Annotated in this window: 19 protein-coding genes; 8 read left to right on the forward strand and 11 right to left on the reverse strand. The window is 69.8% G+C overall.

Annotation, left to right across the window (positions count from 1 at the left end; all coding sequences use genetic code 11):
• Nucleotides 1-196 precede the first annotated feature (196 nt).
• Complete coding sequence (locus tag ACQPZG_RS00435; RefSeq protein WP_433543723.1) at nucleotides 197-628, reverse strand: hypothetical protein; 432 nt, start codon at nucleotides 626-628, stop codon at nucleotides 197-199.
• Between the two features lie 80 nt (nucleotides 629-708).
• Nucleotides 709-1,644 carry a hypothetical protein gene (locus tag ACQPZG_RS00440; protein WP_433543724.1) on the reverse strand — a complete coding sequence of 312 codons (936 nt, stop codon included), beginning with the start codon at nucleotides 1,642-1,644 and terminating at the stop codon, nucleotides 709-711.
• Nucleotides 1,645-1,829: 185 nt separating this feature from the next.
• On the opposite strand from ACQPZG_RS00440, the gene ACQPZG_RS00445 reads away from it, so the two are divergent.
• The 4 genes from ACQPZG_RS00445 to ACQPZG_RS00460 all read left to right on the forward strand — a co-directional run bounded on the left by ACQPZG_RS00445 (nucleotide 1,830) and on the right by ACQPZG_RS00460 (nucleotide 5,507).
• On the forward strand, nucleotides 1,830-2,000 hold the full coding sequence (locus ACQPZG_RS00445; RefSeq protein ID WP_433543725.1) for a hypothetical protein: 171 nt from the start codon (nucleotides 1,830-1,832) through the stop codon (nucleotides 1,998-2,000).
• Nucleotides 1,997-2,692, forward strand: a complete 696-nt coding sequence (locus ACQPZG_RS00450) for a response regulator transcription factor (RefSeq protein WP_433543726.1) — start codon at nucleotides 1,997-1,999, stop codon at nucleotides 2,690-2,692. The genes ACQPZG_RS00445 and ACQPZG_RS00450 overlap by 4 nt, the downstream gene beginning before the upstream one ends.
• Nucleotides 2,693-2,914: 222 nt before the next feature.
• On the forward strand, nucleotides 2,915-3,439 hold the full coding sequence (locus ACQPZG_RS00455) for a DUF2199 domain-containing protein (protein ID WP_433543727.1): 525 nt from the start codon (nucleotides 2,915-2,917) through the stop codon (nucleotides 3,437-3,439).
• A 976-nt stretch (nucleotides 3,440-4,415) separates the two neighbouring features.
• On the forward strand, nucleotides 4,416-5,507 hold the full coding sequence (locus ACQPZG_RS00460; RefSeq protein WP_433543728.1) for a carboxylate-amine ligase: 1,092 nt from the start codon (nucleotides 4,416-4,418) through the stop codon (nucleotides 5,505-5,507).
• A 394-nt stretch (nucleotides 5,508-5,901) separates the two neighbouring features.
• Here the strand turns inward: ACQPZG_RS00460 and cynR are convergent, their stop codons facing one another.
• Complete coding sequence (gene cynR / locus ACQPZG_RS00465) at nucleotides 5,902-6,810, reverse strand: transcriptional regulator CynR (protein ID WP_433543729.1); 909 nt, start codon at nucleotides 6,808-6,810, stop codon at nucleotides 5,902-5,904.
• A 126-nt stretch (nucleotides 6,811-6,936) separates the two neighbouring features.
• Between cynR and ACQPZG_RS00470 the strand changes: the two genes are divergently transcribed.
• The 3 genes from ACQPZG_RS00470 to ACQPZG_RS00480 all read left to right on the forward strand — a co-directional run bounded on the left by ACQPZG_RS00470 (nucleotide 6,937) and on the right by ACQPZG_RS00480 (nucleotide 9,124).
• Nucleotides 6,937-7,521, forward strand: coding sequence for a carbonic anhydrase (locus tag ACQPZG_RS00470; protein ID WP_433544575.1), 585 nt, complete (start codon nucleotides 6,937-6,939; stop codon nucleotides 7,519-7,521).
• Between the two features lie 110 nt (nucleotides 7,522-7,631).
• Nucleotides 7,632-8,102 (forward strand): cyanase, encoded by a 471-nt coding sequence (gene cynS / locus ACQPZG_RS00475; protein ID WP_433543730.1) that lies wholly within the window; start codon nucleotides 7,632-7,634, stop codon nucleotides 8,100-8,102.
• An 881-nt stretch (nucleotides 8,103-8,983) separates the two neighbouring features.
• A complete protein-coding gene (locus tag ACQPZG_RS00480) occupies nucleotides 8,984-9,124 on the forward strand; it encodes a hypothetical protein (RefSeq protein ID WP_433543731.1) in 141 nt (46 codons plus the stop codon).
• A 237-nt stretch (nucleotides 9,125-9,361) separates the two neighbouring features.
• On the opposite strand, the gene ACQPZG_RS00485 is transcribed toward ACQPZG_RS00480, so the two are convergent.
• From ACQPZG_RS00485 to ACQPZG_RS00500, 4 genes are all read right to left on the reverse strand, one after another.
• Complete coding sequence (locus ACQPZG_RS00485; protein ID WP_433543732.1) at nucleotides 9,362-10,249, reverse strand: lasso peptide biosynthesis B2 protein; 888 nt, start codon at nucleotides 10,247-10,249, stop codon at nucleotides 9,362-9,364.
• Nucleotides 10,246-12,147 (reverse strand): albusnodin/ikarugamycin family macrolactam cyclase, encoded by a 1,902-nt coding sequence (locus tag ACQPZG_RS00490; protein WP_433543733.1) that lies wholly within the window; start codon nucleotides 12,145-12,147, stop codon nucleotides 10,246-10,248. Before ACQPZG_RS00490 ends, ACQPZG_RS00485 begins: the two co-directional genes overlap by 4 nt.
• Before the next feature lie 17 nt (nucleotides 12,148-12,164).
• Entirely contained in the window at nucleotides 12,165-12,293 is a 129-nt protein-coding gene (locus tag ACQPZG_RS00495; protein ID WP_433543734.1) for a lasso RiPP family leader peptide-containing protein, read from the reverse strand.
• Nucleotides 12,294-12,761: 468 nt separating this feature from the next.
• Nucleotides 12,762-13,955 carry an ROK family transcriptional regulator gene (locus tag ACQPZG_RS00500; protein WP_433543735.1) on the reverse strand — a complete coding sequence of 398 codons (1,194 nt, stop codon included), beginning with the start codon at nucleotides 13,953-13,955 and terminating at the stop codon, nucleotides 12,762-12,764.
• A gap of 329 nt (nucleotides 13,956-14,284) precedes the next feature.
• Between ACQPZG_RS00500 and ACQPZG_RS00505 the strand changes: the two genes are divergently transcribed.
• Nucleotides 14,285-14,491 (forward strand): hypothetical protein, encoded by a 207-nt coding sequence (locus ACQPZG_RS00505; RefSeq protein ID WP_433543736.1) that lies wholly within the window; start codon nucleotides 14,285-14,287, stop codon nucleotides 14,489-14,491.
• 53 nt (nucleotides 14,492-14,544) lie between these two features.
• On the opposite strand, the gene ACQPZG_RS00510 is transcribed toward ACQPZG_RS00505, so the two are convergent.
• From ACQPZG_RS00510 to ACQPZG_RS00525, 4 genes are all read right to left on the reverse strand, one after another.
• On the reverse strand, nucleotides 14,545-15,240 hold the full coding sequence (locus tag ACQPZG_RS00510; protein WP_433543737.1) for a DUF998 domain-containing protein: 696 nt from the start codon (nucleotides 15,238-15,240) through the stop codon (nucleotides 14,545-14,547).
• A gap of 540 nt (nucleotides 15,241-15,780) precedes the next feature.
• A complete protein-coding gene (locus ACQPZG_RS00515) occupies nucleotides 15,781-16,161 on the reverse strand; it encodes an SH3 domain-containing protein (protein ID WP_433543738.1) in 381 nt (126 codons plus the stop codon).
• A gap of 299 nt (nucleotides 16,162-16,460) precedes the next feature.
• The gene (locus ACQPZG_RS00520) at nucleotides 16,461-16,886 is read right to left on the reverse strand and encodes a hypothetical protein (protein WP_433543739.1); all 426 of its coding nucleotides are present in this window, start codon (nucleotides 16,884-16,886) and stop codon (nucleotides 16,461-16,463) included.
• Between the two features lie 49 nt (nucleotides 16,887-16,935).
• Nucleotides 16,936-17,073, reverse strand: coding sequence for a hypothetical protein (locus tag ACQPZG_RS00525; RefSeq protein ID WP_433543740.1), 138 nt, complete (start codon nucleotides 17,071-17,073; stop codon nucleotides 16,936-16,938).
• Nucleotides 17,074-17,282 lie beyond the last annotated feature (209 nt).

The raw sequence follows: 17,282 nt of genomic DNA on the forward strand, positions 1-17,282 counted from the left end.
TGAGGCGGCTGTCGGGGGCCGAGGCACCGTCGCGCTGTTGTGGCCGCGGGGCCTTCTGTGCCGGTGGACGGATCCGCCGAGCCCGCAGCGGTGGGATCCGTCTGACCGGACGGTGGGCAATCCAGCCTGGAGCATAGGCGGCGATGGCGCCGGGCGCGGCCATTCGGCCACGCCCGGCCCCGCCGGAGCCAGGGAACTAGAGGTTGGTCCACTTGTGCGACGCGATGTTGTCGTTAAGCTGCTGGCCGGAGCCGCTTCCCGTGTTGGGGTCGAAGGTCCACTGGGAGAGGTTGGACAGGCTCACTCCGTTGTGCACGCCCCGCCGGGCCCCGGTGTAGTTGAGGCCGTAGTAAACCCACACGTCGTCCAGGCTGCCGGGGTATCCGTTGTTGCGCAGCGAGGAGACCTTGTTGCGGCAAGTGCCCCAGTTCGCCGAGTTGCCCGCCCACGCGGCGCACTCACCGACGTAGTTGTAGTCGAGGTAGACGTGGAGCTTGCCGTCGGCGGCGGCCCCGCTCGGTGCCGGGACCGAGGGTGCTTCGGCCGCCTGGGCCGTCGCGGGCAGGGTAGCGAGCGCCAGCGCGATACCGGCGCCGACAAGGGCGGTACGCAGTCGATTCATCGTCATGCCTTTCACGGTTGGTGCACGAATGGGTCGCTGTTCTGTTGTGTTGGGTTGTGCGGTGTCGCGCGGGCACGGGCCCGCGCTCATCCCCCGGCCGTGGCGCCGTCCACGACGGACCGGGCGCGGGGAAGCGCGGTGAGCTGAAGACGCCGTTGAGCATCGGCCTCGGCTTCGCGCCCCTGGCGCAGCCGGGCGGCGTGCTCGCGGTCGAGCTCTGCTGCGACGGCGGCCAGTCCCGAGGTCGTGGCACAGCGGGCTTCAGCGAGAGCCAGGGCCACTTCGCGGGCCTTCGGCAAGGACGGCTGCCTTCCGACGGCCGCCCGTAGTCGAACGGGGTCGGCGTACGCGTGTCCCGCCTTGCGCATGCAGGCGGACCAGTCCCGGGCGGCCTCCGTGTACGCGGGATCGCCCAGGACGCGTTGTCGGCGCAGCTCGGCCAGTGAATCAGCCGTCGAGACGGCTTGGAACCAGCGACCGAGGTTGCCGTAGAGCGCGCGGTCGGATTCGGCCAGGCAGCCCTGGTTGCTGCGGGTGAGGACCGCGCCGTCGGCCGTACGCGCGGTCAGCCCGGCCGGCTCGGGTCCGTTGGCGACCCGCAGGGCGACGGCCTTCCGTTGTGGCGACAGGGCCCTGAAGTAGACCTGGTTCGGGTCCTGTCGGCGGATCCGTTCCCGCTGCCGGTCGATGTCGGACCCCAGCCCGTGCCTGGCCGCCCAGGCCGCATCGTCGATGCCGTACGGGAAGTCGCGGGCTTCCGGAACTGGTTCCCGCGGCACAGGAAGGTAGACAAAGCCGTGGGCCCGCATGCAGTCGCGCAGCAGGAGCTGCTTCGCGCGGTGGAGCAGGTCCAGCTCCTGGGCAGTCACCGCGCGTGGTGGAGTGGCGTGAGAGGCCGTGGCGGGCGGCGTTTTCGCCGCCCCGCCGGGCTGGCAGGCGGTGAGGCCCAGGCCGGCGGCGGTCAACATGCTCAGGAGGGCTGCCGTGACCGGGCAGGTCCGTGCTCCGTTCCGCTTCGGCATGCGTTCGGCTCCTCTTCGGCAGGGGCGGGGTCGTAGTCCCGGAAGGGTGCACCCGTCGCCCGGGGCAGCCGCCACCCTGTCTAGCCCGACGACGTTGTTCGGCGTCGGACGGCCGGCGCCGTACAAACAAATCCCGTACAACCGGCACTGCGTCTGCCGGACCACCCGGCGGAAGGCCGGAGGGAGTGCTTCCGGCCCACCACGGCACCCTGGACCTGCGCGCCCGCCCCGACGGCGGCCTGCGCGTGACCCTCACCCTCCCCGACGGCGGCCTGCGCGTGACCCTCACCCTCCCCCGTACTGACGGCAGGGCGACGGTGAAAGCCCCCGACACAGAGACGGACGTGGCGCGTTGAGGGTCCTGGTGGTCGAGGACGCCCGCCCCCTGGCCGAAGTCATCGCCGAGGGACTGCGCGACCAGGGCATGGCCGTGGACGTGGCCCACGACGGGCTCGACGCCGCGGCCAAGCTGGACGTCAACGCGTACGACGTCGTCGTGCTCGACCGCGATTTGCCAGGCATCCACGGCGACACCCTCTGCAAGATGATCACCGAGCGGGACGGCCGCGTGATGGTCCTGATGCTGACCGCCGCCGGCTCACCCGGCGACCGCGTCAGCGGCCTGATCCTGGGTGCTGACGACTACGTCGCCAAGCCCTTCCACTTTCCCGAACTCGTCCTGCGCATCCGCGCCCTGGCCCGCCGTCGCCCCGCCGCCCGGTCCCGCACCCTGAGCGCGGCAGGCATCGAACTCGACGCGATGCGCCGCACGGTCAGCCGCGACGGCCACCAACTCGACCTCTCCGTGAAGGAATTCGCGGTACTCGAAGCACTCCTGAACGCGAGCCCCGCCTTCCTCAGCACGGAGAACCTCCTCGAACAGGTCTGGGACGAGCACGCCGACCCGTTCACCCACACGGTCACGGTGACCATCAGCCGCCTGCGCCGCAAACTCGGCGACCCCCCGGTCATCGCCACCACACCCGGCGTGGGATATCGGATCATCAACGCCGTCCCACCCGAGGGGGCAGCCGGCTTCGGAGACTGACACACGCGGTTACTCCCCCACACGGTCATTCACTTGAACGAGGTGTGTGATGCCCGTGGCCGGCGGTCGCCAGGCTGCTGTGACGGACGGAGTCGGCCCGCCCGAGCGCTACGCGCAACCCGCATGCTCGTGGATCGAGCGCTACGCGCAACCCGCACGCTCGTAGATGGTGCCAGTGGGTGCCGATCGAGGGCCGCGAAGGCGGTCACTAGGCTCCACGTCATGACCAGTGATCTCGGCTTTCTCTGCTCGGGCTGTGGGGCGCACCACCCTGAGCTGCCCATGAACTACGCGGCCGAGGCCCCGGCCGCGTGGGATCCGGCCTTCGCTGACGCGGACGACTGCCTGCTCTCGTCGGACCAGTGCGTGATCCGGGCACAGCACTACTTCGTCAAGGGTCTGATCGAGATACCGGTCATCGGCAGCGACGAGGTGTTCTCCTGGGCTGTCTGGGTCTCCCTCAGCCGCGAGAACTTCTCCCGCGCGGCGGACATGTGGAACACCACCGGCCGAGAAGCGGAGGCGCCCTACTTCGGCTGGCTCACTACTGACCTCTCGGCCTACTCGCCCACGACTCTCCACCTGAAGACGCACGTCCACACCCGCCCGGTCGGCGAGCGCCCTCTCGTCGAACTCGAACCCACCGACCACCCCCTCGCCGTCGAACAGCGCACGGGTATCACCCGGCACCGCGTAAGGGAGATTGCCGCAGCGGTGCTTCACCCCTCCCGCGACAGGAGCCAGTGATGAGGGCCGACACGCGAGAGCCTCGGGCTCCTCAGGTGCCCACCCCTGCGCACGTTGACCTTGTTGCGGTGCTGGTGTCCCAAGCCCTGGAACGCGTCGGCCTCTTGTGGGCATGACGGCCGTACGGGCGGCTTACAGGAGAGGTGAGCACGTGCAGAAGCTGGTGAACGAGGACGCCACGGAGCCCCTTCGCGGCGGGGACGCGGAGTTGGTCCGTCTGTACGTAGCCGCCTGTACCACGGCCGGGTGAGCGGGCCCATGACGGCGTCCGTCTTTCCGATGCCCCTGCGGAGTTCGCGGGCACCGCGCTGCGGCATCGCCCGCATCACGGCGTCGAGCAGGGCACGGGCTTCGAAGGGGTTGGGGGCAGCGGTGGCAGTGGACGTCGCCGAACTCGTCGGCGAGCCACCATTCGTATCGTGCTGGGTGCGGTGGACGTGGACTTTCCACCGGCGCAAGGCCGCGCCGACAGCGCCGGGTGGGAGACGGTTCCGGGTGCGTGCGAGACGGACGGTCCGGGACAGCGATGCCGGAGAGAGGCGGTCGATGGCCGGTCTCGTGGTCCGTGTCTGGTGCCGGCCCGGGATTGCGGCCCGGAGGCGCCCCGGCCGCCTACGCGGCATGGGCAACGGTCGCCGACCGGACTTCCGCCTCGGCCGGTACCGGAAAGGCGCGGGACCCTCCCCCGCCGGTCAGGGAGCCGAGCACGTGCCCTTTCTGTCGGCCTGGACGGTGCAACGCGTACGAACGCGTACACGGGCGACCGTGCATCCTTCTCGGCCGAGCCGGCCTGAGCCCGCGCCATCACCGGCCAGAGCCCACGCCGTCACCGGCATGAGTCCTCGCCGCCAACCACACGGGGTCGACCCGTGCTGACTCCGGTGCCAGCATGATGGACATGACGCATACGGGGTGCAGCCCTGCCGGTCCACAAGGTTCGTCGGCGGGCGAGGGCAGGGGTCGCCTTCTTGCGGGTGTGCCTTTCCCGTTGACGGTGGGTGCGGAGGAGGAATACCTCCTGGTCGACCCCGTGACGCGCGCGGTGAGCGCGGAGGGCGCGAAGGTGGTTGCCGAGGCCGCGGACGAGCTCGGTGACCGCGTCGGTCCGGAGCTGACGGATTATCAGGTCGAGGTGCGCACCGACCCGCACACCAGCCTGACGACGTTCGCCGAGCAGGTACGCGCTACACGTGCGACCGTCGCACGGGCAGCCGCGCGGCAGGGGCTGCGGATCATCTCCAGCGGCACGCCCGTCCTGGGCCAGGCCACCCCGCCGCCGCTTACCACAGGTCCCCGTTACGCGCGAAGTGCCGCGATGTTCGGTGCGCTGGACGACGAACAGAGCGCCTGCGCCTGCCACATCCACGTCGGCGTACCCGACCTCGCCACCGCTGTGCAGGTGAGCAACCACTTGCGGCCCTGGATCCCGGTCCTGATCGCCCTCACCGGCAACTCGCCCTACTGGTCCGGTCGGGACACCGGCCACACCAGCTGGCGCACGACGACTTGGGGACGCTGGCCGGTGGCCGGACCTCCGCCGTATTTCGATTCCCTCTCCCACTTCGAGGACCTCGTCGACGGTCTCATCGCCACGGGCACTGTCATGGACCGCGGCGGCCTGTACTGGGACATCAGGCCCTCCCACCACGTACCGACGCTGGAGTTCCGGTTCGCCGACGCGGCCACCACCCCGGAAGAGACCGTGCTGCTCGCAGGCGTCCTCAGGGCGATGACCACAGCTGCGCTGGAAGCCATTGCCACCGGCGAGCCGGCGCTCCGGCCGCGGCCCGAGATGCTGCGCGCCGCCTGCTGGCACGCGGCGCGCCACGGTCTGGCCGGGCTCGGCATCGACCTGGCCACCGGCGGCCTGTCCCCCGCCATCGGCCAGGTGGACCGGCTCCTGTCCCGGCTGCAGCCGGCCCTGCTGACCCACGGTGACAGCGAACTGATCCACACCCTCTGGGCGCGCCAGCGCACGCACGGCAACGGCGCCGAGCGGCAACGCGCCGCCCATCGAACCCGAGGCAGCCTCACCGACGTCGTCGATCACCTCATCGCCAGCGTCTGATCGCTGACGTCGCCGCGCTTCTGCGTGGCCTCACTCTGCGGGGCCTCACACTGCGCGGCCACGCGCTGCCGGGCCGCTCTCCGCGGGGAACAACGACGGTACGAAGTGGACCCACACCTGAGCCGCGCCAGGGGATACGGAGGGCGGCAAGCACCGGCTGGCACGCAACCCCTCGGGGCAGCTCCTCGAAGTCCGGTTCCACGCCCCGGCCGATCCTGGTCCTCATCGACTGCCAGCCCAGCCCGAGACGTTCTCCCTGATGCGCTCCATGGACACTCGGCTGCTGCAAGCCAACACCAAGATGGTCGCCCGCGCTGCCCAGGGCATGGGAGTGCCGACGATCCCCACCACGATCGGCGGGGCCGTTCGGGAGGCCCCCCCGGGGCGGGTCGGTTCACAGGGGCGATGTGTAGCCGCGTGTGCGGACGAGGTCGTGGGTGAGCTCGGTGAAGGCGCGGGCGGCGGCGGTGCGATAGGCGCTCTGGCGGTGCAGGAGGGTCACGGTGCGGGTCGGCAGGGGCGGGTCGAGGGCAACCGGATCGAGGTGCGGGTGGTCGTGGGTGACGGCGTCGGGCAGGACGGTGGCCAGCGAGGTACGTTGCACGATTTCGGTGAGGGCCTGGATGGAGTTGGCCTCGACCGAGACGCGTGGGGCGGTCCGGTGGCGGGCGAAGTAGGCGTCGATGTGGCTGCGGGTGGCGAAGTCGCCGCTCAATAGGGCGAGTTGTCTGTCCTTGAGGTCGTGCACCGGTAGCGGTCCGGGCGTTGACCGGGCACGCGAGGCAGCGGTGACGAGGCTGAGGGTCTCGGTGAACAGTGGGGTGCTGGTGACGCCGGGTGGGTGAGGGCCGGTGAAGGCGATGCCCAGGTCGAGGTCGTCGGCGAGCAGGGCTGCTTCGATGTGGTCCTGGGGCATCTCCGTCAACGTGAGGCCGATGCCGGGGTGGCGGGTGTGGAGCTCGGCGGTGAGCGGGCCGATCAAGTAGGCGGTGAAGGTGGGGGTGGTGCCGAGCCGCAGGTGGCCGCGGGAGAGATCGTGGACGTCGTGGACGGCGCGCTCGGCTGCGGCCAGGTCGCGCAGGGCGCGCCGGGCGTGCTGGGTGTAGACGGCCCCGGCGTCGGTGAGCCGTACCGTGCGGCCGGTGCGGTCCAGCAGTTGCACGCCCACGGTCCGCTCCAGTTGCTTGATCTGCTGGGAGAGCGTGGGCTGCGAGATGTGCAGCTCTTCGGCAGCGCGGGTGAAGTTGCCGTGTTCGGACACGGCGAGCAGGTAGCGCAGGTGACGCAGTTCGAGAGCAGCCATGCAAAGAACCATAGGTGTCAGCAATAGCTAGCGTCGATATCAGCTCTTGGACACTATAGAAGCAGGTCATGCATGGTGGATCCCAACAGCCCGCAACGGGCCGATCACCACCCGAAGGGAGTGACCATGCAGGACCTCGCCGAGGGCGTCGCCCGTTTCCAGCGGAACGTCTTTCCGGCCAAGGCGGAGCTCTTCGCCCATCTGGCCACGCATCACACGCCGCACACCCTGTTCATCAGCTGCTCCGACGCCCGCGTCGTCCCCGAGCTGCTCACCGGCACCGAGCCGGGCGACCTCTTCGTGATCCGTACGGCCGGCAACCTGGTGCCCGCCCACGGCCCCGGCGCCGACGGGGTGGCGGCGAGCATCGAGTACGCCGTCGCCGCGCTGGGAGTGTCGGACATCGTCGTCTGCGGTCACTCCGCGTGCGGTGCGATGACCGCCCTCGCCGAGGGGCACGACCTCAGCGGCGCTCCGGCGGTCGCCTCCTGGCTGCGGCACGCCGATGCCTCCCGAGCCGGCACCACCGCCGGTGACGTTCCCGCCCTGATACGGCAGAACGTGCTCGCGCAACTGGAGAACCTGGTCACTCACCCCTCGGTCGCCCGAGCCGTGGCGGAGGACAGGGTCACTCTGCGCGGCTGGGTCTACGACATCGGCACCGGCCGCGTCGAGGACCTGCTGACCGACAGCTCCGCGACCGCCGCCTGATCCAGGCCCCGCCTCCGCCTCCCCTGCGCGAATCCGCGCCGGGAGCCACCCACTCGCCGCCTCCTGCCCTGCCCCGAAGCGGTCCACCCACACGGAAAGAAGTACTGATCATGGTGCACGCCCAGCTCGACCCCACCGCCCGCCAGGCCCTGGCCGACGCGGCCGTCGAGGCGAAGATCCGCAAGGACCTCTCCTGGAAGCAGATCGCCGAGGTCTCCGGACTCTCGGTGGCCTTCACCACCGCCGCCGTCCTGGGCCAGCACCCGCTGCCGGAGAAGGCCGCCGAGGCCGTCACCGAGCTGCTGGGCCTGGACGAGGACGCGGTGCTGCTGCTCCAGACCATCCCCGCCCGCGGCTCGATGCCGAACCGCATCCCGACCGACCCGACCATGTACCGCTTCTACGAGATGCTCCAGGTCTACGGCACCACCCTCAAGGCCCTGGTGCACGAGGAGTTCGGCGACGGCATCATCTCCGCGATCAACTTCAGGCTCGACGTGAAGAAGGTCGCCGACCCCGAGGGCGGCGAGCGCGCCGTCATCACCCTGGACGGCAAGTACCTGCCGACCAAGCCCTTCTGACGGGCGCGCGTACGGCGTCACACGGAAACAGCGGCGGGGCGGGCCGGAAACAGTCTCCGGCCCGCCCCGCCGCGTCCCTCGATCACGCGACGCCGCCGACGCGGCTCACCTCCCGCTTCCCCATCCCGAGGCTCTCCATGGACTTCGTCCGGCGCACCCTCGACATCGCCCGCCGCAATGTCGCCGCCGATCCCTCCAGAGAGGCGGACCGTGCACACCCCGCGCAGGCTTCCCCCCTCCGCTGCCACATGCTCCGCAACACACGGGGCGACGGAGGGCGAGACCTGCGGCCGGCCGGGACCGCGTCGTACCGGAGCCGTTCCGTAGCGCTCCGGCAACCAGCCCGGAGACGTCCTCCGCGCCCACTGCCACTTCAGCACCCGCATCGCGTGATGTGCGTCACATTCTTGGGGGGGCGAGCTGCTGACACGTACGCGGAAACAGCATCAGCGCGGGGCCTGCGCCGCCCTATTCGATGAGGGCGAAGGGTGTTCCCTCTCCGCTCGCCTTCGAATCACGTATGGGGCGTGCCCCCGGCAAGACCGAGGCGCGGGAGAGCTCGTTGACGGTTCGCCGGCGTGAGGGGGGCTGCCTCTGCGGTGCGTACCGAGGGGAGGCCGGGAGCGGAGAGCGGTCTCACATTTCGGTTCATGGCGCGGCGGAATACACCCCTCGTCGCCCATGGGCGAATCGAAGTGGGACGCGGAGTGAATTCCCACGGGATGGGGCTCATGGGGCGCCTGAGGCCGCATCAAGCACCGTTGTCCTGCGGCGGGTTGACGGGAACACTGTTCCTCACACGGAGTCATCGCCGGGTTCCCGGAAATCGGTGTTGGCGCGTGGGGAAGGTGAGGTGAAGTCACATGGGTATGAATTTGACGATGACCACTCGTTGTTCGGTCTCCGTGCACTGGCAGCACGTGCGAGTGGTCATCATCGTCATGGTCCTCGTGTTCCTGACAGCAATGGCTCACGAAAACGGTGAAATGACGCTGGTCGACGCGCTGTTGCCGCGCGTCTGAGGGGCGAGCAGGCCCCTCCGGCGAGGGCGGTTGCCGGGAGACCGGTGATCGCCCTTCGCCTTGTCAGGCTAGCGCACAGGGTCCGGCCGATGAAGGGGAGTACGCTCGAATTCTCCACGCCGTTCTTGAAACTGTCCGAAAGGGTCCCCGGCCGGCATCGGGCGGGTGCGAATTGAACACGGCAGCCGGAAAAGGTCGCGGAGTGGCACGTTCCCGCAGTCGGCGTGTCCAGCTGGATCAGCTCACGGAGAGAACACAGCGGAATGCAGTGATTCCGTACTCGTCGGGTGCGGCGATCGCGACTCCCCGGGCTTGGACCCACGCGTGGAATCGGTACGGGTCGTCCGCTGTGCCGATGCACCACACCACCCGCCGGCCGGTCAGTGCCAGCACTCCGAGCGTGGCCAGGGAAAGCTCCAGGCAGGCGGCGCGTCCTGGGTACCACCGGGCTGCCCGGCGCACCGCCGCGAGGGAGAGTGCGGCCTGCTCCGGCGTGGCCTCCCGCCGGCACCAGGTGCGCGCGATCCAACGCACCGTACGGTGAACGGTTCTCAACGGCAGCCGGATCAGCAGCAGGGCGCCGAGGAGTGCGAACAGACTGAGAACCGCGGTCACGGTGCCGCGAAGGGAGCGTTCGCCTTCGTCCCGCAGCGGTTCGGCAGCCATCTGGGCTGCGGCCACAGGCACTTCGGCGACAGGCGGAACCTTGTCCTCCGATGGGGCTGGCCGGGCGGATCCGCGGCCGTCCGGACCTCGGCCCGCGGTGACCGGTGCCGGTTCCGCCGTGGGAGGCGGAGCGTCGGCCGCCGGGGACGGGTGGGTGCGTCGTCCCGCCCCGGGGGGCGTCGGGCCCGGGGCGTGCGCGGTGAGGAGGCCAAGACCGATCAGGTCGTCGGCGAGACGGCGGGCGTCCTCGCGGATCCGGTCGTGCGGCAGGTCCGGGTAACGACCGGCCAGCGTCAGCACCGCGGAGTCGAAGCTCCCGCTGCGGTGCCATTCCTGCCAGAGGGTGCGCGCCACGGAGTTGATCGCGAAGCAGTGGCCGGACCGCACGTCCAGCAGCACGCTGCCACCGTGCGGCGAGGTGCTCTCACGGACGTGCTCGGACACGCTCAGCCGCGTCATGGCCGCTCCTGTCCGCTGTCACCGGCCGTCAGCCACAGGTCCGCGCCGAGCAGGCGGTCGAGCGCTGGAAAGGGTGCGGGCAGACCCGCGATCGCCCGTTCGACCGAGGCGATCACCCGCGCGGGCTCGATGATCCCGAGTTCGGCCAGCGGGGACCGGAGGAGTCGTGCTCTGATCTGTGGCGCCGAGCGGCGGGCGCCGCGGTAGTTCTCGGCCGCGTAGTCGCCCTTGGTTCTGCGCTGCAGTACGGGGGCGGGAACCAGGCCGGCCAAAGCGGCCGCCAGCAGCGGCTTGGCGGTGAAAGGGTCGATCCGGTGCGCCAACGGGAGGCGGGTGCAGACCCGTACGACCTCGCTGTCCAGGAAGGGAGCGTGCGGCCAGATGCCGAACGCGCGGGCTGTGGAGGTGAACTGGGCCTGTACGGCGGCGGAGGTGCGCAGTTCGCACAGGACTGCCCGGGTGCCCGGCGTCGCGGGCGCCGAAGCGGATGGCGGACCGATCGACGAGGCGCGCTCCTTGGCCAGTTCGGCCAGGTGCCGGCGTGCTCCGGTGGTCAGCCAGGCCGTCTCCGGTCCCGGGTCCGGCCACCAGGCGACCGCGTCCGCCCACTGCGGCGGGTGGTCCAGGGGTTCGTCGAGACGGGAGGCGAGTCTGCTCATCGCTTGGTGCAAGGGTGTGCGAGCAAGGCGTCTGGCCCGCAGGACGACTTCTGCCGGGGAGAGTTGACGCATGCGGGCCAGCGCGCGCCCCTCGCTCAGGAGCCGGCGCAGTCCGGCTGTGGCCGCGATGTCACCGAGGTAGGAGGGGGGCGCGGCCAGCAGTGCGTCGCCGCCCTCGCCGGTCAGGTGAATGCTCGGGCCGCCGCGCGCGATGTGGTCCAGCCGCAGCCGTTGTCGGGCGCCGATGACTGCCGCCGGGTCGGGCTGGTCCGCAGAGCCGTGCTCGGGCAGGCCGCTGTAGGGCAGGGAGTCCTCACTGCCACGGGTCACGGCGAGCCGGATGGACGGAGCCTGCTCGGCGTGGGCCAGGGCGTGGGCGAGGTCGCCGGCGGGTGCGTCGGGGTAGTGGTAGACGAACGCGTCCAGGGGCGGCCGGCCGGTGGTGCGGGCGGCCAGGAAGGCGAGGGAGGTGGAGTCCAGGCCGCCGCTGAAGTCCGAGGTGATGCGTGGGGCACTGTCGGTACGCAGGGCGACGGCGCCTGAGAGGGCCGACCGCAACTGGTCTGCGCTGTCCTCGAACCGCGTGCCGGGGTCGGGGGCGACTTCCTCGTACGTCCAGCGGGTGCAGCGGCCGGAAGGAGCGACTTGCAGGGCCTGGCCGCCACCGAGCCGGCGGATTGCGTCGTACGCCGTGCGTCCTTCCGTGAGTTCGGGCACTGCGGGACAGACGAGGTGCGCGGCGAGCACAGCCGTGTCGGGCCGGGTGGCCGTCCCCGACAGGGCCGCCGCGGTCCTCGCCCGGGTGGAGAGGACCGTGTGGTGGCCGTGGCGCCCGTAGTAGAGAGGAAACTGGCCCGCCGGGTCGGCGTACGCAGTGAGGTGACCGTGGTCCCGGACCACGAGGAGCAGGTACGCGCCGGGCCATCGGGTCAGGCGTTCCCAGCGGCCGTCCTGCACGGCCCGTCGCAGGTCGTGACGCATCGTCACTTCGCTTGCGAGGCACTGGCCGATGGCGGCCACCCGGGCATGTGCGCACTGCACGGTGCGGACCTCGCCCGGATGCCAGGGCCCCCAGGACCAGAGCAGGGGTTCGCCCGGCCACAGCAGGGTGGCTCCACGCGGCGCCGGAGCAGGTGCCGGCGACAGCAGTCCCGCGATGGTGGGCCCGTCGGGAGGGGGAAGGACCGGAGACGGGCGACGCGGGTCCGTGGCTGCGGCGGGGACCGCGGGTCGGGGCATGACAACTGTCCGGAATATCAGTAGTAGTACTGGGCGTTGGCATCGGCGCGCCCGCTGGGGGAACTGCCCAGTGTCACCTCACGCACATGACCCAGGTCGACCAGCGTCGGCGGTTCGTAGGCGGCCGGTTCCTCGGGGGACGGCACGGCCCCGCCCTTCACCGCTTGTCGCGAATATCCGAAATTCTCGCACGGGAATACGGAAATGGGCTCGTAGGCCATGAGACCGCCTCGGGTCAGGGGCATCAGCTGCCCCGGAAAAGATCGGAACGGGAAAGACGCGTGCACCGGCTGTTCCGGCGCCGTCGGGGCCAAAGTGTAGCGATTCCCCAGCCGCACCGGATGCCGAACCGGCCCGCGATCATCGGTGCTCGGACCTCGCGGCTACCGCCCCTGTTTCCTGGCGAAAGAAGAGCTTCCGGTCCCGCCACGGGCCCACCGGCCAAGGCTCGATTCATTCGGTCGACAGCGCTCACTCATCTGAACGCGCGCGGCGGTGACATCGCATCCGCCCCTGCATTTCGAAGGAGAGAGGGACTTGCGCGGCACGTTGTCCATCGAGCATCTCCACAAGTGCTTCTGGCGGGGCGCAGCACACGTCCGGCAGCAGGGTGTCTAGGTGTGGTTGGCCGCGTGCTCCATGCCTCGAAGTCCCAGGACCAGAGCGCCCTGAGCTTCGGCCCGGGTGTCCAGTTCACTGAGGTCGAGGACGAACTCGGAGTCCTCGGCGACCGCGCCGGGCAGCGCGAAACAACGCAAAGACTCCTTGCAGCCCGCCAACAGCAGAGGACTCTGGGCGAGCTGCCCGCCGAGGACGACGAGATCGGGGTTCAGCAGGTTGCACAGCTGGGCCAGGGACTGCCCCAGGCGCCGGCCGGCGTCGTGGATCACCCGCATACAGACCGCGTCCTGTGCCTCGGCGGCCCTGATGACCTGTTCGAGCGTCTCCGGCGCGGGCACACTGTTACGGGCGCGAGCGGCACGGACCTGCGCGATCAGCGCGTCTGCGCCGATCACCGTCTCCAGGCAGCCGCGTCCGCCGCACTGGCAGACCGCGCCGTGCGGGTCCACGGTGAGGTGGCCCAGCTCCCCCGCCATGCCGCCATGGCCCCGCAGCACGTTGTTGTGCACGATGATGCCGGCGCCGATACCCGTCGACGCCTTCACGTAGACCACCGTCTCGGCGTGTTCCCGGGTGCCGTAGGTCTGCTCGGCCAGCGCGCCGAGGTTGGCGTCGTTGTCGATGAAGGCGTGCACGCCCAGCCAGGTGCCCAGGTCGTTCGCCGGGTCGTCGCCCGCCCGCCAGGGCGGCAGGATCGGCGGGGTGAAGCCGCCGGTGCGCGGATTGATCATCCGGGGTACGGCGATGCCGAGGGAGAACACGTCGGAGCGGCACCGCCCCGTACCCTCGATCGCCTCATCGATCATCTCCTTGACCTCGGGCAGAGCCCGGGACCAACTCCTGCTGACGCCCTCCGACCTGCCCCGCGAGGTCACCTGGTCGAATTCCTTGTCGAGTCTGCGGGCGACCACGGTCATGTGGTTGAACCCGAGGTGCACGCCCACGCCGACATCGTTGACGGCTGAGAGGCAGACCTTGCCGCGCTCCTTGGTGGTGGGCACGAGGCCGGCCTCCGCGAGTTCGCGGACCGCCGCCGACACGGTGGCCTGCGAGAGCAGGGTGCGGTGCGCGATGTCGGCCTGCGTACCGGACTTGATCGCCACGGCGAGAAGGACCTTCCGGCGGTTGGCCGCCCGCGTGGGGCCGGCCGCAGGCAACCGGCCCAGGAGATCGTCCGCGTTCGCCATTGTTCCCCCACCCGGGTGCGCGCATCTCGATTTTTTGGATCGAAGAGAAAATGCTACCAGGAGGGCCTTCAACTTGAACCGGCTTCGGCTTCGAATAAGTGAGTGGCAAGGGTGTGGCCGGTGGGGTTTCCACGTGTCCTGAAGTACGTCGATGATCTATTCGGCGATCCACAATTGGCTGAAACTGTCCGGAGAAGTCGATGGCTCAGCTGATTTCGATCACGATGTTCATCCATTGATCGAGTGAGCGGTTTCCCGCGGTGGTTCGCGTGAATAGCAGGCAGTGCAGGCAGGGCCGACAAGACAAGGGTGAGCAGGAAGATGCCGTCATGCGCTTTCCTCGTGCCTCCGACTCCGAACTCCTCGACGTCATCGATCGCTACGTCTCGCCCGCGACCAACGGCACCGGGCGCTACCTCACCTCCTCCACGCCAACTTCAGCCGTGACGCCCCGGTGGAATGACGCCCAGTGCCCACCCGTTCCGCCGCGCCGGTTCATCGCTGAGCTGTGCGTACCGGCGGACCCGTCCAGGTAGACCTCACAAGATCAGCGGCAGGGCACCGTCCCTCCGTGCGCGGCTTCGTGCGATCACGCCCCGGCAGGCACACGGTCTGCCCGACGGATGACGCCACGCACGCCGACAGCGAGCGCCCAGACCAGGAGAGGGAAAGCAGCGACCCGTTCCATGCCTCCCATGCCGAGACCGAGATAGTGGTGGGAGAGGAACAGCCCGAAGGCCGTGATCGCTGTGACTCCCCACATGCTCGTGCCCCACCGCACAGGGGTCGGTATGCGTTCTGCCAGGCCCAAGCCCGCCAGGACGAGACTGACGTTGCCCGCCGCCATGATGAGGAGAGCGCCCAGGACATGCTGGTTCTCATCGACGTCCGCAGGGGCCAGCCCGGCGAGCACGAAACCCGTACCGGCACCGGCCAGAAGCAGGCGGGCCATGGTGGCGGCCCGGCGTCTGCGCCAGAGGTCACCACCAATCAGGGCGACGCCGACAACGAGCAGCACTCCCAGGACGATGAATGAACCGTTCATCAGGCCATGCTCGGGAGAACAGACGTACCGCGGCTCAGGCTCCGGCTGCAAAGCGCAGTGAACGTTGCCCAAATCGCTGATGTTGTTCCGTGCCCAGCTGTACGGTCTGGCCCAAGCCGACTCGGCGATCCCGTGGATGACGAAGAACTGCACTACGCCCACGATCCATGCCCCGTACCCGATCCGGACTCCCACCCGTCCACCTTCCGTCACGTGCATCCCGTGCGGACAGCCGATCATGCGGTGCCGGGCCCAGGCACTCCGACCAGCCCCCTGGATCAGGTGGGGCAGACCCCCTGCGCGAGCACACAGGAGTTCGCGGCACGAGACCGCGTGGACACCGGACCGTCAGCGCCGGTGGTCACCGCGAGCGCTGCGCACGCTTTGCGCTCGGGGCATGGATCGTGTCGAGGTTCGACGCGTCCCGGCGTCCGAGCCGGCTGGTCGCGGCAGCGCTGCTTCCGCCCTCGTCCGGCTGTGCCTGAGCACCAGTGAGGGGCATCCGTCCGAGACGGGCAGGACCGTGCGTACGGGCAGGGGCGACGCCGGTGCGTTTCGGCCGGAACCAACTCACCAGCGTGCAGCGACGGGCGACGGGCGACGGGTCCAAGGCTGGTCGAGCCGGATCGGTTCTGTCGCTGCACGGGTCGGTGGCCGAGGCGGCGGGCGACGGGGCTGGTCGAGCCGGATCGGTTCTGTCGCTGCACGGGTCGGTGGCCGAGGCGGCGGGGCAGAGCTAGGACGGCCGCTCCCGCGGTGGGTGCGGGAGCGGCCGGTGGGTCACCAGCAGCGGGAGCTGACGTTGCCCACCTCGTTGCCCTTGAGCAGGCCGCCCCAGATCCACCGTTCGTCCGCGAGGTACACCCACTTGTTGTGGGTGTATCCGTTGGCGGTGACCGTGCCGCCCTCCGTCCAGCACACGGCGGTGAGGTTCTGGTTCGCCGCGACGGTGTAGGCGATGCGGTAGCCCGTCGACGGCCCGATCCGCACATTGCCCTGGACCCAGGTGGTGACCGTCTGGAACGCGGCGCTCGCGCTCAACCGGTCGGCCCGCGGGGCTTCCGCCGCGGAGGCCGGAGCCGCCATGCCGGCCGCGGCCATCACGCCCACCGCCGCCGCAGTCATCATCTTGGTCAGCGGGCGTGAACTCGTCCTGCGCATCTTCTGATTCCCCCTGATGGGTTTCCGGGAAGCCCTGGAACGGGCGGTGATTTTGGTGCGGACAGCATCGCCCGCGGTCGGACGTGGTGCAAGCCTCTCGGGAAGCTGAAAGCCTCCTCGCGGACCGTCCTCCGCGGCGACTGGAACACGACGTCCGGGGAACCACAGCGGGCTTGCGCTCGGTGTGGTGTGCGCCGGGCCCTCCAGGAACGAGACATGGCAGGATCCGCTCGCCGACGCGCTTCCTGATGGTCCGTCTGCGAGTTGACGGCAGGTCAGATGTGGTCGAGGCCGGCCGGTCACCACTTGTCGGTGCACCACTTGTTCGTCTCCGGCCCCCGGTAGCAGGCACGCATCACGAAGCTACTGGCCGACCTGGTCTGGACACCTTCGGTGAACACGCTCACCGTTGTGCTGAAGAAGGATCGGGTGACCCAGTTCGCGCCGCTGTCGGCACTGGTCTCCAGCCAGATGGCACCCTGCCGGTCCGTCGGGAAGTTGTCCAACTTGGCCCAGCCGTACTGGGAACCGGCGTAGCTGCCATAGCGCAGCTGAACCTGGAACCCGCCGATCGACGTCCACTCGGCGGTCCTCTTGTCCGCGATCGACAGCACCTGATCGCGGTTGATCTTCTCCGGCGCGGCGCTGGCCGGCCCGACGGACGTGGTCATCAGCGTGCCCACTGCCAGGGAAGTGAGCAGCAACAGACGAAGTGACTTCACCATGGAACCTCCAAGAGGTCGGTCATTGACGGCTGGGCCCTCGCGGCCACGCTCAGCAGACGGCGCCGAGGGCGGTGCAGTCGGGGAACGCGGGCAGGACGTGCTGCGTCTCCGCGGCGAGGGTGCGCGGAAGCGCGTGTCGGACCCTGTACGGCGCAGGCGGCGAGGCCGGAACGAGCAGCGCTGACACGGTCTGCGCCTTCCCTCCTGCCCCGAGCGGCTGCCGCGAGGACATACGAGAGCCTGTCAGCGACCCATGACCGCCCCGTGCGTTGGAAGTGACCGGACCATGACAGTTCTGAGCGGCGCCCGTCACCTTGGGTCCACAGCAGACGTGTTGAGTCCACAGCAGGCGGCGTGCCGACGGACACGGGCCGTCTCCCTGCACAGCACAGCACA

Source organism: Streptomyces sp. CA-294286, assembly GCF_050947155.1.
GTDB lineage: Bacteria > Actinomycetota > Actinomycetes > Streptomycetales > Streptomycetaceae > Streptomyces.

Bases quoted from the DNA above. Each gene is read 5' to 3' on its own strand.
- ACQPZG_RS00435 (WP_433543723.1), bottom strand. From the start codon at position 628: ATGACGATGAATCGACTGCGTACCGCCCTTGTCGGCGCCGGTATCGCG.
- ACQPZG_RS00440 (WP_433543724.1), bottom strand. From the start codon at position 1,644: ATGCCGAAGCGGAACGGAGCACGGACCTGCCCGGTCACGGCAGCCCTC.
- ACQPZG_RS00455 (WP_433543727.1), top strand. From the start codon at position 2,915: ATGACCAGTGATCTCGGCTTTCTCTGCTCGGGCTGTGGGGCGCACCAC.
- cynR (WP_433543729.1), bottom strand. From the start codon at position 6,810: ATGGCTGCTCTCGAACTGCGTCACCTGCGCTACCTGCTCGCCGTGTCC.
- ACQPZG_RS00470 (WP_433544575.1), top strand. From the start codon at position 6,937: ATGCAGGACCTCGCCGAGGGCGTCGCCCGTTTCCAGCGGAACGTCTTT.
- cynS (WP_433543730.1), top strand. From the start codon at position 7,632: ATGGTGCACGCCCAGCTCGACCCCACCGCCCGCCAGGCCCTGGCCGAC.
- ACQPZG_RS00480 (WP_433543731.1), top strand. From the start codon at position 8,984: ATGACCACTCGTTGTTCGGTCTCCGTGCACTGGCAGCACGTGCGAGTG.
- ACQPZG_RS00485 (WP_433543732.1), bottom strand. From the start codon at position 10,249: ATGACGCGGCTGAGCGTGTCCGAGCACGTCCGTGAGAGCACCTCGCCG.
- ACQPZG_RS00490 (WP_433543733.1), bottom strand. From the start codon at position 12,147: ATGCCCCGACCCGCGGTCCCCGCCGCAGCCACGGACCCGCGTCGCCCG.
- ACQPZG_RS00500 (WP_433543735.1), bottom strand. From the start codon at position 13,955: ATGGCGAACGCGGACGATCTCCTGGGCCGGTTGCCTGCGGCCGGCCCC.
- ACQPZG_RS00505 (WP_433543736.1), top strand. From the start codon at position 14,285: ATGCGCTTTCCTCGTGCCTCCGACTCCGAACTCCTCGACGTCATCGAT.
- ACQPZG_RS00510 (WP_433543737.1), bottom strand. From the start codon at position 15,240: ATGATCGGCTGTCCGCACGGGATGCACGTGACGGAAGGTGGACGGGTG.
- ACQPZG_RS00515 (WP_433543738.1), bottom strand. From the start codon at position 16,161: ATGCGCAGGACGAGTTCACGCCCGCTGACCAAGATGATGACTGCGGCG.
- ACQPZG_RS00520 (WP_433543739.1), bottom strand. From the start codon at position 16,886: ATGGTGAAGTCACTTCGTCTGTTGCTGCTCACTTCCCTGGCAGTGGGC.